The organism is Micromonospora sp. CNZ322 (assembly GCF_007827755.1).
The window spans coordinates 322,577-337,026 of record NZ_VITD01000006.1 but is presented as its reverse complement, the minus strand read 5'-3'; the positions used below and the strand labels follow the sequence as shown (position 1 = coordinate 337,026).

The window sequence follows — 14,450 nt, the reverse complement described above, 5'->3', positions numbered from 1 at the left end:
GCGGAAGGGGCATTGCCGTGATCGAGCAGCCGGCGTACACCGGTTTCGGTTTCTCCGACGGGGAGTGGGGGTTGCTTGTCGGCCTGCCGCAGTCGGTGCTGACCGCGGCGAGCGCCGCCGAGTCCGACGGCACCCGCCGGACCATGGCGGAGAACGCGGCCGGGTTGGAGACCATCGCCGCCGGCCGGGAGTCGGCCAGCCCGCTGGTCGCCGCCGTGGCCGGGGAGATCGTCACCCGGGTCGGTGACCCGGACACCGGCGAGGAGTTGCCGGTCATCGCGCCCTCCGACCCCGGGGCGTACATCGACGACGTGCTGCTGCGGGCCGGCGAGGCCGGCGCGCTGCTGGCGGCGCGGGTCGACGAGGGTGAGGCCGGCGCGTACAAGCACTGGCTCGTGAAGATCGCCGAGCAGGTGGTGGGCGCCGCGTCCAGCGGTGGGTTGCTGGGCATCGGCGGCGAGTCGGTCAGCGACTCCGAGCGGCGTTTCCGCGACCGGCTCGCGCACGTGCTCATCGACTGATCGACGACAACGAGGTATCGGCCGGACCGGTCGGCTCGACGGCCAGCGCCGTGGGGTCGGCCGGTCGGACGCCGTGCAGCGCGAGAAGCGCGGTGACCGCGCCGAGCAGCATCACCACCATGGCCGCGTACGCGGCCAGGTGCAGCCCGTCGGTGAACGCGACGCCGGCGGCGTGCCGCACCGCGTCAGCCAGCTCCGCCGGCAGCCCTTGGGCGACCGCGAGCGCACCACCCAGGGTCTCCCGGGCCACGGCGGTGGTGTCGGCGGGCAGCCCGGCCGGCAGGCCGTCGACGATCTCGCGGCGGTAGACCGCCGCGCCCACGCTGCCCAGGATCGCCATTCCCAGCGCACCGCCCAGCTCGCTGCTGGACTCGGTCAGCGCCGACGCGACACCCGCCTGCTCGGGCGGCGCCGCGCCGAGGACCAGCTCGGTGACGAGGGACATCACCATCACCAGGCCGCCCGCGTAGACACTGGCGCCGACGAGCAGCAGCCACAGCGGCGTCTCCGGGGTGACCCGGGTCAACACCACGAAGCCGACCACTGCGATGCCGAACCCCGCACCGATCAGGTACGCCCGTTCGACGCGCTGGGCCAGGGCGGCCGCGGCCGGCGCGACTCCGCCCACGGCGAGGGACGGCACGAGGCTCCACAGCGCCGCCCGCAGCGGGCTCAGGCCGAGCACCAGTTGAAGGTGCTGGGTGGTGAAGATGGCAAAGCCGACGATGGCGAACATCGCCAGCAGGTTGACCGCGAGCGACCCGGCGAAGCCGCGACGGCGGAACAACGCGAGGTCGACCATCGGGTACGCCCTGGTCCGCTGCCGGTGCAGGAAGAGCGCCCCCACCAGCAGACCGCCGACGATGGCGAGGACCCGCACCGGGCTGAGGCCGTCGCGGGCCATCTCCTTGATGCCGTAGATCACCGGCAGCAGCGCGCCGAGCGACAGTGCCGCGCTGATCAGGTCGAACCGCCCGGTGGCCGGGTTGCGGAACTCGGGCACCAGGAGCGGCACGAGCAGGAGCAGCATCAGCATCGCCGGGATGTTGATCAGGAAAATCGAGCCCCACCAGAAGTGCTCCAGCAGGATCCCGCTGAGCACGGGGCCGATGGCGATGCCACCGGTGAGGGTGGCGGTCCAGATGCCGATGGCGGTCCCGCGCTGCTTGGCGTCGTGGAACATGTTGCGCACCAGGGCGAGCGTCGAGGGCATCAGGGTGGCCCCACCGACGCCGAGCACCGCACGCGCGGCGATCAGGGTCGCGGTGCTGTCGGCGTACGCGGCCAGCAGCGACGCCGCGCCGAACGCGGTGGCGCCGATCAACAGGAGCCGACGTCGGCCGATCCGGTCACCCAGAGCGCCCATGGTGATGAGCAGCCCGGCCAGCACGAAGCCGTAGATGTCGAAGATCCAGAGCTGTTCAGTGGCGGTGGGACGCAACTCCGCGCTGATGAACGGGACGGCGAAGTAGAGCACCGACACGTCCATCGAGACCAGGAGCAGCGGCAGCATCAGCACCGTGAGCCCGATCCACTCCCGCCGACCCGCTCGCGGTGCCGGTGTGGTGGTGATCGTCATGGTCAGTTCCCCTTCTGCGTATGGCGTACGCTGTTATGCGTAGACCATACGCAGAACTAGGATGGCGGGGCAAGGAGGAAATGTGGCGGCGAAGACAGACGACAGCGGGCCCGTACTCCCGGCGGCCATCGAGAGCGCGTGGGGGCTGCGGGAGCGGCCACCCAAGGGCCCCCGGCCGGGTATGAGCGTGCCCGCCATCGTGGACGCCGCCGTACGCGTGGCCGACGCCGACGGCCTGGCGGCCGTCTCGATGAGCCGGGTGGCCAAGGAGTTGGGCGCCGCGACCATGGCCCTCTACCGGTACGTCGGCTCCAAGGACGAGCTGCTGATGCTCATGGTCGACACCGGGTACGGCCCATCCCCCGGCCCACCCGCACCCGGGGACGACTGGCGCGCCGGCCTCACCCGGTGGGCCTGGGCCGAACACGACGTGCTGCGGCAACGGTCCTGGCTGCTGCACGTGCCGATCAGCGGCCCACCGATCACCCCGCAGCAGCTCGGCTGGATGGAGGACGGGCTGCGCTGCCTGGACGGCACCACGCTCGGCGAGGGCGAGAAGATGTCGGTGCTCCTGCTGATCACCGGGTACGTCCGCAACGAGGCCACCCTCACCTCGCAGATCGCCGAGGGCAGCCGGGCCGCCGGCGTCGAACCCAGCGAGATGATGCCGGCGTACGGTCGACTGGTGGCCCGGCTCATCGACCCGGCCCGCTTCCCCGCGCTGGACCGGGTGCTGAGCGCCGGTGTGCTCTACCAGGACGACGACCCCGACGACGAGTTCGTCTTCGGCCTGGACCGGATCCTCGACGGCGTCGAGGCGCTGATCCGGCGTCGAGCGAGCTGAGGGAGTCCGATGCTGCCGAGAGACACCATCGACACCAGGGTCCTGCCACCGGGCGAACGGTTCGGCATGTGGCTGGACCTGGTGGCGCGCACCTCGGTGCCGCTGCGCATGCAGTCCGCGCACAGCGACGACTTCGCCGCCCGCGCCGACTTCATAGCGCTCGGCCCGATCCAGTTGGTGCAGTACGAATACCCGTCCCTGGATGCCACCCGGACCCCGAAGCTGGTCCGTCAGGCTGACCCGGGGTTGTACATCCTCGCCCTCACCACCGGCGGCATCGGCACGTCCAGCCAGGACGGTCGCCGCAGCGAGATCCTGGCCGGCGAGTTCACCTTCTACGACGCGTCCCGGCCGCACGACGTGTGCCACCACGCGACCGAACCGGAGCAGAACCAGGCCACGTCGATCGTCACGATGATCCCGCACGCCGCGCTACCACTGCCACCACAGCGGATGGCCGCGCTCTACGGCGGCCGGATGTCCGGCAGCGAGGGGATCGGGGCGCTGCTGGCGCAGTTCCTGCTCCAGGTGACAGGGCACCCCGAGCAGTACCATGCCGCCGACGCCAGCCGGCTCGGCGCGGTGGGACTGGACCTGGCCACCACAATGCTCGGCCGGCACCTCGTCGCCGAGGACGCCGTGCCCACCGAGGTCCGCCGCCGCGCGCTGCTCACCCAGGTGCAGTCGTACATCCACCGCCACCTCGGCGACGCGACACTCGGCCCGCAGGTCGTCGCCGACGCCCACCACATCTCGGTGCGGTCCCTGCACCGCTTGTTCGAGGCCGAGGACGCCACTGTGGCGTCGTACATCCGGGATCTGCGGCTGGCCCGGTGCCGGCGCGACCTGGCCGACCCGGCGCTGCGCACGCAGCCCGTGCAGACCGTGGCGGCGCGGTGGGGTTTTTCCGACAAGGCCCACTTCAGCCGGGTATTCCGGGCCGCGTACGGCACAACCCCGCAGGAACACCGCGACAGTGGCTCGGATTTGGCGCGGATCGTCAACCGCCAGGCGTCCACCGTCAACTCGCTGCCGGCAGACTGACACCAACGCGGCCGGCCGCCACCTGGTGGGCCGCCAACGGGGGCCGTGGCGAGGCGCCCGCCGCGCGAGCGGCGGGCGGCCGCCCGGTGGCACCCCACTGACGCCCGAGGCTCCGGCTCCGTCGCGCTTCCCCCCAGAACCGCCGACGGGGCCGGTCAGGCCCCCTCCAGCAGCTTCAGGACGACCTGCTCCGCCTCCTCGCGAGGCGCCTGCGGGTCCACCGACGCCACCACCCCGTCGTGGTAGAGGTCGACCACCCGGGGATCCACGTACGACGCGCGAGCCACCGTCGGCGTGTTGCCCAGCAGCTCCGCCACCTCACGCATCACGGCGACCACCGCCTTCCGCCGGGCGGTCATCGAGCGGGCCGGGCCGACGGTGGCCAACTCGGTGGCCGCGAGCACTGTGGCGTGCCAGGTACGGAAGTCCTTCGCGGTCATCTCCCCACCGCTGGCGTCGCGCAGGTAGCCGTTGACCTCGTCGCTGCGCACGTCGCGCCACTCCCGGCCGTCCCAGTAGCCGAACAGCCGCTCCGCCCGTCGCCGACGACGGCGCAGATCCACCAGCACCTGGCACAGCTCCGGGTCCTCGATCCGGCGTACCTGCTCGATGCCTCCCTTCGCGGGGAACACGAACACCACGCAGCCGCGCCGGGACCGGGCATGCTCGGGGCGCAGGGTGGCCACCCCGTACGTCGGGTCGTCGCCGTTCGCGTACTGGTCGCTGCCGACCCGGAACATCCCCATGTCCAGCAGTCGGGTCACCGTCGCCAGCACCCGGTCCCGGCCCAGTCCACGGCCGTCCAGGTCGCGCCCCACCCGCTCGCGCAGCGCCGGCAGCCGCCGGGCCACCTCCAGCATGTGGTCGAACTTCGCTTCGTCCTGCTTCTCCCGCCACCGCGGGTGGTAGATGTACTGCTTTCGCCCGGCCGCGTCGATCCCGATCGCCTGGATGTGCCCGTTCGGGTGCGGCGCGATCCACACGTCCTGCCAGGCCGGCGGGATGACCAACTCCCGCAGCCGGGCCAGGACATCCGGATCCCGCACCGGAGCCCCGGACGGGTCGACGAAGAGCCAACCCCGTCCGCGCCGACGCCGTCCGTACCCCGGTCGACCCGGGTCGCTACGCCGCAACCGCACCGGAGACCCGCACCACCCTCTCCACCTCGGCCACGGCGGCCAGCACCTCGTCAAGGCGCAGAGCCGCCATCGTCGGGTGGCTTCCTACCCCGTCCCACTTGGGCCAATCCGCCTCGCCGGCCCAGAGCACGCGGTGCCGCGGCCGATCCGGTGGAGGCCCCCAGTGCGCCGGTGGCACCGGCCCGAAGAGGACGACCGACGGGGTGCCGTACCCGGTGGCCAGGTGGGCGGCCCCGGTGTCCCCGCTGACCACCAGCCGGGCGTCGGCCACCAGCGCGGCGAGCGCGCCGAGGTCGGTCCTGCCGGCCAGCACGGCGTCCGAGCTCAGGCCCGCCGCCTCCGCCACCCGGGCCGCCAACGCCCGTTCGTCGGCCGAGCCGGTGAGCAGCACCTGGTGCCCCTGGTCGGTCAGTGCCCGGGCCAGCGCGGCGAACCGCTCGGCTGGCCACCGCTTGGCCGGGATCTTGCTGCCCGGATGCAGCACTGTGACACCGCTGGGCAGCCCCGCCGCAGCGGGCCGACGCAGGCTGAGGTCGGCGCGGTCGGCCGGGATGTCGTACCAGGACAGCAGCCGGCACCACCGGTCCACCTCGTGCTCGTCGACGGACCAGCGCGGGCCGTCGGCGCAGCCGGCGTCCGGGCTGGCGAAGGCGAGCAGCCGACCGGGCCGGGTGGCCGCGAGCAGCCGGTGCGACTGCGGGCCGCGCCCGTGCAGGTTGACCGCGACCCGCGGGGCCGACCCCACCCGGAGAGGGCGGTCCAGCCCGGCAGTGTCCACCAGCCGGTCGACGCCACCGACCAGGTCGACCAGCGGGGCCAGCCAGCCGGGCGCGGCGAGCGCCAGCTCCCGCGACGGGTACGCGGCCCGCAGCGCCCGCAGCGCGGGCACCGCGGTCACCAGATCGCCGACGCCGAGGGCGCGCAGCACGAGGATCACGGGTACGAGGTCTCCTGCTCGGCGCAGACCACCATCTCGCGCACCGCGCAACCGGGCGGCTGGTTGAGCGCGAACATGATCGCGGCGGCGGTGTCGGCGGGCTCGTTGAGGTTCGCGTCCGGCCCCGGCTTGTACTGCGGGTCACGTTCGTCGAAGAACGCGGTACGCATCCCACCCGGAATGAGCAGGGTGACGCCGACCTGACCGGCCAGCTCGGCGGCGAGGGCTCGGGTGAACCCCACCACGCCGAACTTTGCCGCGCAGTACGCGGTGGCGTCACTGACCGCCTTGACGCCAAGGGTTGAGGCGACGGTGACGATGCGGCCCCGGGAGGTCAGCAGGAACGGCAGCGCGGCCCGGATCACCGCCGCGGTGGCCAGCAGGTCGACGGCGACGATCCGGTCCCAGGTCTCCCCCGGCAGGTCGCCGAGTCGACCCGGCACGTCCGTGCCGGCGGCGGTCACCACCGCGTCCAGGCCACCGGCCTGCTCGGCGAGGTGCTGGGTGGCCACCTCGGCGGCTCGCGTGTCGGCCAGGTCACACTCGGTCCAGGACACCCCGTCGGCCGGCGGTTGCCGGTCCAGCACGAGCGGTCGGCCACCGGAGGCGGCCACCGCGGCGACCACCGCCGCGCCGAGGCCGCTGGCGCCGCCGGTGACCAGGACGGTGGGCCCGGCGCCGGGCCGCGTGGCGGTCATCGGGTCCGCTCCGCAAGCGTGCGGACGATCAGGTCGGTGGTGGAACGACCGTCCAGGTAGGGCACCACCACGGTGTTCCCACCCCAGCGGCGCAGGACCTCCGCCTCCGGCAGGGTGACGCTCGCGTCCCCACCGCCGGTGGCGTAGTCGCCGCCCTTGACCCACACGTCGGGGCGTACCCAGGACAGCGCCGTCTCCGGGGTCGGCTCGTCGAAGATGAGGACCGCGTCGACGCAGCTCAGGGCGGCCAGCAGTCGGCTGCGGTCAGCTTCGGACTGCACCGGCCGATCCGGCCCCTTCAACCCGGCCACGCTGGCGTCGGAGTTCAGGCAGACGATGAGGCAGTCGCCGAGCTGCCGGGCCGCCTCCAGGGTGGCCACGTGCCCGGCGTGCAGCAGGTCGAAGCAACCGCCGGTCGCCACCACAGTGCCACCCGCGGCGCGTACCTCACCCAGGAGCGTGGCGACAGCGGCGACTCCCACCCGGTCGGCCATCGCACCACCTCGTGGTGCCGGCTGGAGGGCTCGCGGCCCCGGCGCACTCCTGGCCCGCACCGTAGGCGCCGACGGAGGCAGAACCGTGGCCACTCCCCCACCGGCCACGTACGCGGACGCCTCGGCGACCGCCACCTGCACCGCCTCGGAGACCAGCGCGCCCTGGGCCAGTGCGAGGCTGGCCGCCGCCGCGAACCGGTCGCCGGCACCGCAGGTGTCCCCCTCGGCGCTACCCGGCGTCGGCACCACCAGCGGCGTCGACCCGGCGTGGCAGAGCAGCGCACCGTCGCCACCCAGCGTCACAGCGACCGCGCCGGCGCGCCAGCGCCGTCGTAGCCCCTGGGCGCCGCGGGACGCGGTGGCAAGTCGGGAGGCCCCGGGCAGCGCGGGGACCAGCTCGCGCACCTCGGACTCGTTCGGGGTGGCCAGGTGTACGCCGGGCACGGCGGCCGGGCCCCGCGGATGCGGGTCCCACACCACCGGTGCGCGGGTGGCGGCCAACGCGTCGCGCAGCGCGGGCTGCCGGGCCACCCCCCGGCCGTAGTCGCTGACCAGCACCGCCGACGCCGCGGCGATCACCCGGAGCACCTCGTCGGAAGGCTGACCCGGCTCCCCGGACGCCCCGCCCCGATCGTGGCGCAGCAGCACCCGCCCCCGAGCCCGCAGCCGGATCTTCTCCGGCGTCGCACCGGAGAGGGCCAGTGGGTACACCTGCACGCCGGCGGCGGCGAGCAGCGCGCTCAGCCGGGCCCCGCCGGCGTCGTCGGCGAGCGCGGTCACCAGCACCACCTCGGCGCCCTGCGCGGCGGCGAACACCGCCGCCAGCCCGGCGCCCCCCGGTCGGTCGGTGGCCACGGTCTCGTCGAGCACCGGCACCGGGGAATCCGGGCAGAGCCGGTTCACCACACCTTCCACATCCCGGTCGAGCAGGGTGTCCCCGAGCACCACCACCGGTCCCCTCACGCTTGCCTCCTCATCGTCACGCGTCGACCTGCTGTCCGACTCACGCGTCGACCTGCTGTCCGGGCCCGCCGTCGAGCACCACCTCGACCCCGGCGCGTACCGGCGCGGAAGGCAGCCGACCGGCCGGTGCAGGCTCCCCGGGCCCGGGGTGGACGACCGCCGGATCGGCGACTGCCGCCAGCGCGGCGGGCAACTCCTGTTCGAGGTACTCGCAGAGCAGATGACTGGTCACCAGGTGCAGCTCCTGGACGACCTGGGTGTCCGGGGACGCGACGGCCAGCACGTCGTCGCAGGCGTCGGCGAGCGGATTGGGCGCGGTGCCGGTGAGCGCCCAGGTGATCACCCCGACGTCGCGGGCCGCCTGCGCGGCGGCGACCAGGTTGGGGCTGGTTCCGCTGGTGCTCAGCAACAGCAGGATGTCGCCCGGGCGGCCGTGGGCGCGCACCTGGCGGGCGTACACGTCGGTGTAGCCGTAGTCGTTGGCGATGGCGGTGAGCGCGCTCGTCTCGGCGTGCAGCGCGATCGCGGACAGCGGCTGGCGGTCGTCGTGCAGCTTGCCCACCAGCTCGGCGGTGAGGTGCTGGGCCTCGGCGGCGCTGCCGCCGTTGCCGGCCACCAGCAGGCGCCCCCCGGCGGCCAGCCGGTGGGCCAGGTCCGCGCCCCAGCGCGCCAGCTGTCGCTCACACCGTCGGTACGGCACCAGCGCCGCGGCGAGATTCGTCAGGTGGGTGTCGAGCAGACTGCCCGTCGGCATCAGGCCACCACCCGGGTCGGCCGGCGCACGGCGGCCACCTCGCTGTAGACCTCGACCAGCCGCTCGGCGGTGGCCGCCCACGAGTACCGCTCCCGGGCCCGCTCACGCGCCGCCGTCGCGTACGCGAAACGCCTGATCCGGTCGTCGAGCAACCCCTGGATCGCGGTGGCCAGGGCGTGCGGGTCCCGGGCCGGCACGAGGTCACCGGTCGTCCCGTCGACCACTGTGTCCCGGATGCCGCCCACGGCCGTGCCGACGACCGGCACCCCACAGGCCATCGCCTCCAGCGGGGTCAACCCGAACGGCTCGTACCAGGGCGCCGCGACCAGCAGGTCCGCCGAGCGGTACCAGCGGCCCATCTCCTCCCGGGGCACCGCGCCGACCAGGTGCACCCGATCGGCAACCCCGCACGACTCCGCGAGGGCCCGCAGCCGCCGGGCGTACGGGTCGGTCTCCAACAGCCCCTCGGGCGGGCCGCCGACGACCACGCACTCGGCGTCCGGGACCAACGCCATCGCGCGGATCACGGTCTGGAAGCCCTTGCGCTCAACCAGCCGACCCACGGTGAGGATGCGGGCCCGTCCCGGTTCCCGGTCGGCGGCCGGTCCGAGCGGGGCGAAGGTGGTGAGGTTGACCCCGGAGGGCACCACTGTCATCCGGGACCGGGGCACACCCATCCGGACCAGTTCGCCCACCTCGTCTCGGCACTGCGCGACGATCCGGTCCACCGAGCGGCCCAGCTCCCGCTCGTAGGAGACCCGTCGGGCCGGGCTGGTGTCCTGCACACCCTGGTAGCGGCGCTTCACAGTGCCCAGCGCGTGGTACGTCTGCACCACCGGCACCCCGGTCTGCCGGCCGGCGGTCAGCCCGGCCAGTCCGCTCATCCAGAAGTGCGCGTGGATCACCTCGGGCACCCAGTCGCCGCCGCGCCACCGCTCGATCAGCCAGTTGCTGAACTCCCGCATGTGCGGCAGCAGCGCGTCTTTGGCCACCGGCTCGGCCGGGCCGGCCGGCACGTGCACCACGTCGTACCCGTCCGGGCTGCGGACGGTCACCGGCAGGTCGGGCGCGTCGCGGCGGGTGTAGACCCGCACCTCGTGCCCGGCGGCGGCGAGCGCGGCGGACAGCTCCGCGACGTGGGTGTTCTGGCCGCCGGCATCCTCCCCTCCGAGGACGGCGAGCGGGCTGGCGTGCTCCGAGATCATCGCGATCCGCATACTTCCTCCTCCAGCAGCCGGTCCCAGTCAGCGAGGAAACGGTCGAGGCCGTACCTGTCGCGCGCGGCGGTTCGCGCAGCCGCTCCGGCCTGCCGCGCGGTAGCCGGTTCGGCGATGAACCGGCGGGCGGCGTCGAGCAGGGTGTCGGTCCGGGTGGCGAGCGCCCCCGCCTCCGGGGGCACCGCCATCACCGCCTCGGTGGTGGCGAGCGCGACGACCGGCATGCCGATCGCCATCGCCTCGATGAGGCTGAGCCCGAGGGAGGTCCACCGGCACAGATGCAGGTACGCCCGCCGGCGGGCCAGTTCGGTGTGCATCCGCTCCTGGGGCACGTCATCGTGGCTGGTCAGCCGGTCGGCGGGCAGCCCGAGGTGGTCGGCCAGGCCGGCGACGCCCATGCCGAAGACGTCCAGCGGCGCGATCTCGGCGAACTGGGGCAGCAGGTCGGTGCCGGTGACCCGACCTCGCCGTACCGGCTCGTTGATCACCACGGCGAGTCGGTCCAGCTCCCCGGTGTAGGACGCGGAGGGAGCGACGATGCCGTGGTCGACCACTGTGGAGCGCGTGGCGCCGGTGTCCCAGAAGATCTGGTTGAACCCGGTGACGTGGGCGATGAGTAGGTCGTCGCGGTCGGCCATCGGGTGGCGGGTGTTCGGCACGTCGCCCTTGGGGGTGTTGTGCTCGACGTAGATCGCAGGAAGGTCGCGGCCGGGGCGACGACGAAGCCACTGCTCGGCCCGGTCGATCTCCTCGGGGCGTTGCAGGATGACCAGGTCGACGTCTGCGCTCGGCAGCTCCTCCGGGCTGACCTCGACCGCATTGTCCGGCCACGGGTAGGTGCGGGCCCGGCCGAGGCCGTACGGGCCGCGGTCGGGTGTGGTGGGAATCAGGTAACGATGGCTACCGTGCACGAACGACGTGGTCCAGGAGCCGTGCACGTGCCAGAGCAGGATGTTCATCGGCCGCCACCACCGCTGACGGCGAGGGTTCGGAGCGCGTCGACCACGTCGCCCGGGTCGACGCCACTGAGGCAGGGGTGCCCGGGGACCGGGCAACTGGCTGCCCGGGTGTCCCGGCAGGGAGCGGCGGCGTCGCCGAGCCGGACGGTCGGCACCCGGTAGGGCCCCCACTGGCCGAACGGAACGGTCGGCGCGAAGAGACTCACCACCGGCACCCCGGCGGCGGCTGCCAGGTGCGCGGGCCCGGTGTTGCCGACCACCACCGCGCTGGCGTCCGCGACGATAGCGGCCAGCCCGGCCAGGTCGGTGCGGCCGCCCAGGTCGGTGCCGCCGGCCGCGGCGACCCGGGCGGTGACCGCGCGCTCGTCCGGGCCGCCGGTGACCAGCACCCGGTGCCCGGCGTCGGCAAGCGCCCCGACGATCCGGGTGGCCACCTCGGGCGGGCAGGCCCGGCTCGACGCGGCCGACCCGGGGTGCAGCACCACGTACCCCGGGTCGCCGAGGTCGGCCGGGCGCGGCGGCACGGCGTCTCGGCGCAGCCGCAGGACCGGTTCGTCGCCGTGGGGCAGCCGGTGGCCGGCGGCGGCGGCCAGGGAAAGGGCACGTTCGGGTTCGGGGACGCCCACCGGCACCCGGTGCCGGATGTCCAGCAGCGAGCCCGGATAGTCGTCGCTGATCGCCGCGATCCGGTGGACCCCCGCCATCCGCAACAGCAGCGCCAGCGGCAGGGCGGACTGGTGGAACGAGGTGAACACCACCGCCTGGTCCGCGCCGACCGCACCCAGCCGCGCGGACAGGCTCCGCATGGCCTCCGGGTCGACCGGCCCCGGCGCGGGGTCGATCCACGGCAGCGGATGCTCGATGATCTCGTCGACGCCGGGCAACAGGTTGGCGGCGGCCCGACCGCGCGGCCCACACAGCAGCACCACCCGCTCCGCTCCAGCCGCGACGGCGCGGATCGCCGGGCCGGTGACCAGCACGTCACCCGCCGAATCCGAGCGGACCACGAGCGCCGTCCGTACCGGTTCGGCGGTCGGGGTCGAGGGCTGCACAGCCTGTTGGCGGCGCAGGATCTCTGCCACCGCCGCCGGCAGATCGGTGGCCACCCACCCGGCGGCGACGACCTCCTCCGGCCGGGTCACCGGGGTGGGCACCAGCACCCCCGCGGCCCCGGCGGCCATGGCGGCGCCGACGTCCCGGCCGATGTCGCCCACGAGTACGCAGCGGGACGGCGTCGTGCCCAACTCTCGGGCGGCGGCGTACACCAGGCCCGGCGCCGGCTTGCGGCAGTCACAGCCGTCGGCGTCGTCGTGCGGGCAGACCAGCCACGCGTCGAACCGGCCCAGCAACTCCTCGACGCGGGCGTGCACGGCCCGCATCTGTTCACCGGTGAAGTAACCCCGGGCCAGGCCCGACTGGTTCGTGACGACCGCCAGCCGCAGCCCGGCCGCGCGCAGCCGGTCCAGCGCCGCCCGAGCGCCCGGCACCGGCCGCACCTTCTCCGGGTCGCCGTTGTACGGCACGTCCTCGATCAGGGTGCCGTCGCGGTCCAGCAGCACCGCGTCGTAGAGCACCGCTCGGGGGCTTGCGACAGACCCGGAACCGGCGCGGTCAGCAGCGGCGTACACCTGGGCTGACCTGCGCTGATACGGATCCTCCTGGTCCTGTCGCACAGCCGGCGGGTTCCCTGCGCCCCGAGGAGTAAACGTCGTCGTGGAGGCGGTGGGCCAGCGCCGCCAGCGATGCCCCGGGTCGGCCTTACCCGCCGTCTGAGAGAAGCTAACCAGGTCAGCCGTTAGCCCGTGCCGTGCTCCGGGTATGGGATACCGGTGGCGATTGTGGAGAAAGTGATTGACGCTTCCCCGCAGCAGGTGTTCGACGTGCTCGCGGACGGATGGACGTACAGCGACTGGGTGGTCGGCACGACACACGTGCGCGACGTGGACGACGCCTGGCCCCGGGTGGGCAGCCAACTGCACCACAAGGCCGGGCCGTGGCCGTTCTCCTTGCAGGACGCCTCGACGGTGCTGGTCTGCGAACCGCCGCACCGGCTCGTGCTGAAGGCCGGTCTCTGGCCGGCCGGCGAGGCGATCGTGGCCTTCACGCTGGAGCCGGTCGGCGAGAACGCCACCCGCATCCGGATCGGGGAGGATTTCGCCGCCGGCCCGCTGCGCTGGGTCCGCAACAAGGTCAACGATCTGGTGCTGCACCTGCGTAACCGGGAGACCCTGGACCGCCTCGCCGACATCGCCACCCGGCAGAAGGGGTCACCGTGACGCAGACCGTGGTGGTGACCGGGGCGAGCGCCGGCGTCGGTCGGGCCGTCGCCCACGCGTACGCGGCGCGCGGCGCCCGGCTGGCGCTGCTGGCCCGGGGCGAGGCGGGTCTGGTCGCCGCCGAGCGGGAGTGCCGACTGCGCGGCGCGACCGACGTGCGGGTGTACCGGGTCGACGTGGCCGACGCGGGCGCGGTGCAGCAGGCCGCCGACGACGTGGTGCACCGGTGGGGCGGCATCGACGTGTGGGTCAACAACGCGATGGCGTCGGTGTTCGCGCCGGCCTGGGAGATCCCGGCTCGCGAGTTCCGTCGGGTCACCGAGGTCACCTACCTGGGCACTGTGCACGGCACCCTCGCCGCGCTGCGGCACATGCGGGCGCACGGGCGGGGCACGATCGTGCAGGTGGGCTCGGCGTTGGCCTACCGGGGGATCCCGCTGCAGTCGGCGTACTGCGCCAGCAAGCACGCCGTCCAGGGCTTCAACGACTCGCTGCGCGCCGAGCTGCTGCACGACTGCCCGGGGGTGAAGTTGTCAATGGTGCAGCTGCCCGCGGTCAACACGCCGCAGTTCTCCTGGGTCCGCACCCGGCTGCCCCGGCATCCGCAACCGGTACCGCCGATCTTCACTCCGGAGCTGGCCGCCCGGGCCATCGTCTGGGCCGCCGACCGTGGCACCAGGGAGCTGAACGTGGGTGGCCCGACCTGGCAGGCCCGGGTGGGCGACGCCCTGTTCCCCGGTCTGCTGGACCGCAAGCTGGCCCGCGACGGCTACGACAGCCAGCAGACCGGCGAGAAGATCGATCCGGCGACCTGGCGGGACAATCTGGATCACCCCGGCGATGCGGACACGGACCGGGGCACGGCGGGCGTGTTCCGCGAACAGGCGCGGGACCGTTCCGCGGCACTGTGGGTGGGCACGCACAAACCAGCGCTCTCCGGTGTCGCGCTCGCCGTCGCAGCGCTCGCCCTCAGCGCGGTCGCTCGCCGCCGTCGTTGACCGGCGAGCCTCTGACCAGGGCTTGGA

At 73.8% G+C, this 14,450-nt stretch carries 14 protein-coding genes; 5 read left to right on the top strand and 9 right to left on the bottom strand.

Going from position 1 to position 14,450, the window contains the following annotated elements; all coding sequences use genetic code 11:
* Positions 1 to 17: 17 nt before the first annotated feature.
* Positions 18 to 521, top strand: coding sequence for a hypothetical protein (locus FB453_RS17400; protein WP_091401689.1), 504 nt, complete (start codon positions 18 to 20; stop codon positions 519 to 521).
* Here FB453_RS17400 and FB453_RS17395 read toward each other — a convergent pair.
* Complete coding sequence (locus tag FB453_RS17395; protein ID WP_145791515.1) at positions 511 to 2,100, bottom strand: MFS transporter; 1,590 nt, start codon at positions 2,098 to 2,100, stop codon at positions 511 to 513. The genes FB453_RS17400 and FB453_RS17395 overlap by 11 nt on opposite strands.
* Before the next feature lie 82 nt (positions 2,101 to 2,182).
* Here FB453_RS17395 and FB453_RS17390 point away from each other — a divergent pair, with 82 nt between their 5' ends.
* Together FB453_RS17390 and FB453_RS17385 are read left to right on the top strand one after the other, a co-directional pair.
* Entirely contained in the window at positions 2,183 to 2,944 is a 762-nt protein-coding gene (locus FB453_RS17390) for a TetR/AcrR family transcriptional regulator C-terminal domain-containing protein (protein ID WP_145791512.1), read from the top strand.
* Positions 2,945 to 2,953: 9 nt separating this feature from the next.
* Positions 2,954 to 3,988: a helix-turn-helix domain-containing protein gene (locus FB453_RS17385; RefSeq protein ID WP_145791510.1), complete on the top strand. Its 1,035-nt coding sequence runs from the start codon at positions 2,954 to 2,956 to the stop codon at positions 3,986 to 3,988.
* Between the two features lie 155 nt (positions 3,989 to 4,143).
* On the opposite strand, the gene FB453_RS17380 is transcribed toward FB453_RS17385, so the two are convergent.
* The 8 genes from FB453_RS17380 to FB453_RS17345 are packed head-to-tail and all read right to left on the bottom strand — an operon-like array spanning position 4,144 to position 12,822.
* Positions 4,144 to 5,127, bottom strand: coding sequence for a DNA topoisomerase IB (locus FB453_RS17380; protein ID WP_112726627.1), 984 nt, complete (start codon positions 5,125 to 5,127; stop codon positions 4,144 to 4,146).
* A complete protein-coding gene (locus FB453_RS17375) occupies positions 5,111 to 6,064 on the bottom strand; it encodes a glycosyltransferase family 9 protein (protein ID WP_145791508.1) in 954 nt (317 codons plus the stop codon). Before FB453_RS17375 ends, FB453_RS17380 begins: the two co-directional genes overlap by 17 nt.
* A complete protein-coding gene (locus tag FB453_RS17370) occupies positions 6,061 to 6,762 on the bottom strand; it encodes an SDR family oxidoreductase (RefSeq protein ID WP_112583403.1) in 702 nt (233 codons plus the stop codon). Before FB453_RS17370 ends, FB453_RS17375 begins: the two co-directional genes overlap by 4 nt.
* Positions 6,759 to 8,219, bottom strand: coding sequence for a PfkB family carbohydrate kinase (locus tag FB453_RS17365; RefSeq protein WP_145791506.1), 1,461 nt, complete (start codon positions 8,217 to 8,219; stop codon positions 6,759 to 6,761). Before FB453_RS17365 ends, FB453_RS17370 begins: the two co-directional genes overlap by 4 nt.
* A 40-nt stretch (positions 8,220 to 8,259) precedes the next feature.
* Positions 8,260 to 8,976, bottom strand: a complete 717-nt coding sequence (locus tag FB453_RS17360; protein ID WP_145791681.1) for an SIS domain-containing protein — start codon at positions 8,974 to 8,976, stop codon at positions 8,260 to 8,262.
* The gene (locus FB453_RS17355; protein ID WP_145791504.1) at positions 8,973 to 10,190 is read right to left on the bottom strand and encodes a glycosyltransferase; all 1,218 of its coding nucleotides are present in this window, start codon (positions 10,188 to 10,190) and stop codon (positions 8,973 to 8,975) included. Before FB453_RS17355 ends, FB453_RS17360 begins: the two co-directional genes overlap by 4 nt.
* Entirely contained in the window at positions 10,175 to 11,149 is a 975-nt protein-coding gene (locus tag FB453_RS17350) for a glycosyltransferase (protein ID WP_112726624.1), read from the bottom strand. The genes FB453_RS17355 and FB453_RS17350 overlap by 16 nt, the downstream gene beginning before the upstream one ends.
* Positions 11,146 to 12,822, bottom strand: coding sequence for an HAD-IIIA family hydrolase (locus tag FB453_RS17345; protein ID WP_112583407.1), 1,677 nt, complete (start codon positions 12,820 to 12,822; stop codon positions 11,146 to 11,148). Before FB453_RS17345 ends, FB453_RS17350 begins: the two co-directional genes overlap by 4 nt.
* A gap of 174 nt (positions 12,823 to 12,996) precedes the next feature.
* Here FB453_RS17345 and FB453_RS17340 point away from each other — a divergent pair, with 174 nt between their 5' ends.
* Both FB453_RS17340 and FB453_RS17335 read left to right on the top strand, forming a co-directional pair.
* The gene (locus tag FB453_RS17340) at positions 12,997 to 13,425 is read left to right on the top strand and encodes an SRPBCC family protein (RefSeq protein WP_341866358.1); all 429 of its coding nucleotides are present in this window, start codon (positions 12,997 to 12,999) and stop codon (positions 13,423 to 13,425) included.
* On the top strand, positions 13,422 to 14,423 hold the full coding sequence (locus FB453_RS17335) for an SDR family oxidoreductase (protein WP_145791502.1): 1,002 nt from the start codon (positions 13,422 to 13,424) through the stop codon (positions 14,421 to 14,423). Before FB453_RS17340 ends, FB453_RS17335 begins: the two co-directional genes overlap by 4 nt.
* The last annotated feature ends 27 nt before the right edge of the window (positions 14,424 to 14,450 follow it).

What these genes read in the sequence shown, in the direction of transcription:
- FB453_RS17385 (WP_145791510.1), top strand. Translation starts at nt 2,954, where the DNA reads ATGCTGCCGAGAGACACCATCGACACCAGGGTCCTGCCACCGGGCGAA.
- FB453_RS17395 (WP_145791515.1), bottom strand. Translation starts at nt 2,100, where the DNA reads ATGACGATCACCACCACACCGGCACCGCGAGCGGGTCGGCGGGAGTGG.
- FB453_RS17370 (WP_112583403.1), bottom strand. Translation starts at nt 6,762, where the DNA reads ATGACCGCCACGCGGCCCGGCGCCGGGCCCACCGTCCTGGTCACCGGC.
- FB453_RS17350 (WP_112726624.1), bottom strand. Translation starts at nt 11,149, where the DNA reads ATGAACATCCTGCTCTGGCACGTGCACGGCTCCTGGACCACGTCGTTC.
- FB453_RS17355 (WP_145791504.1), bottom strand. Translation starts at nt 10,190, where the DNA reads ATGCGGATCGCGATGATCTCGGAGCACGCCAGCCCGCTCGCCGTCCTC.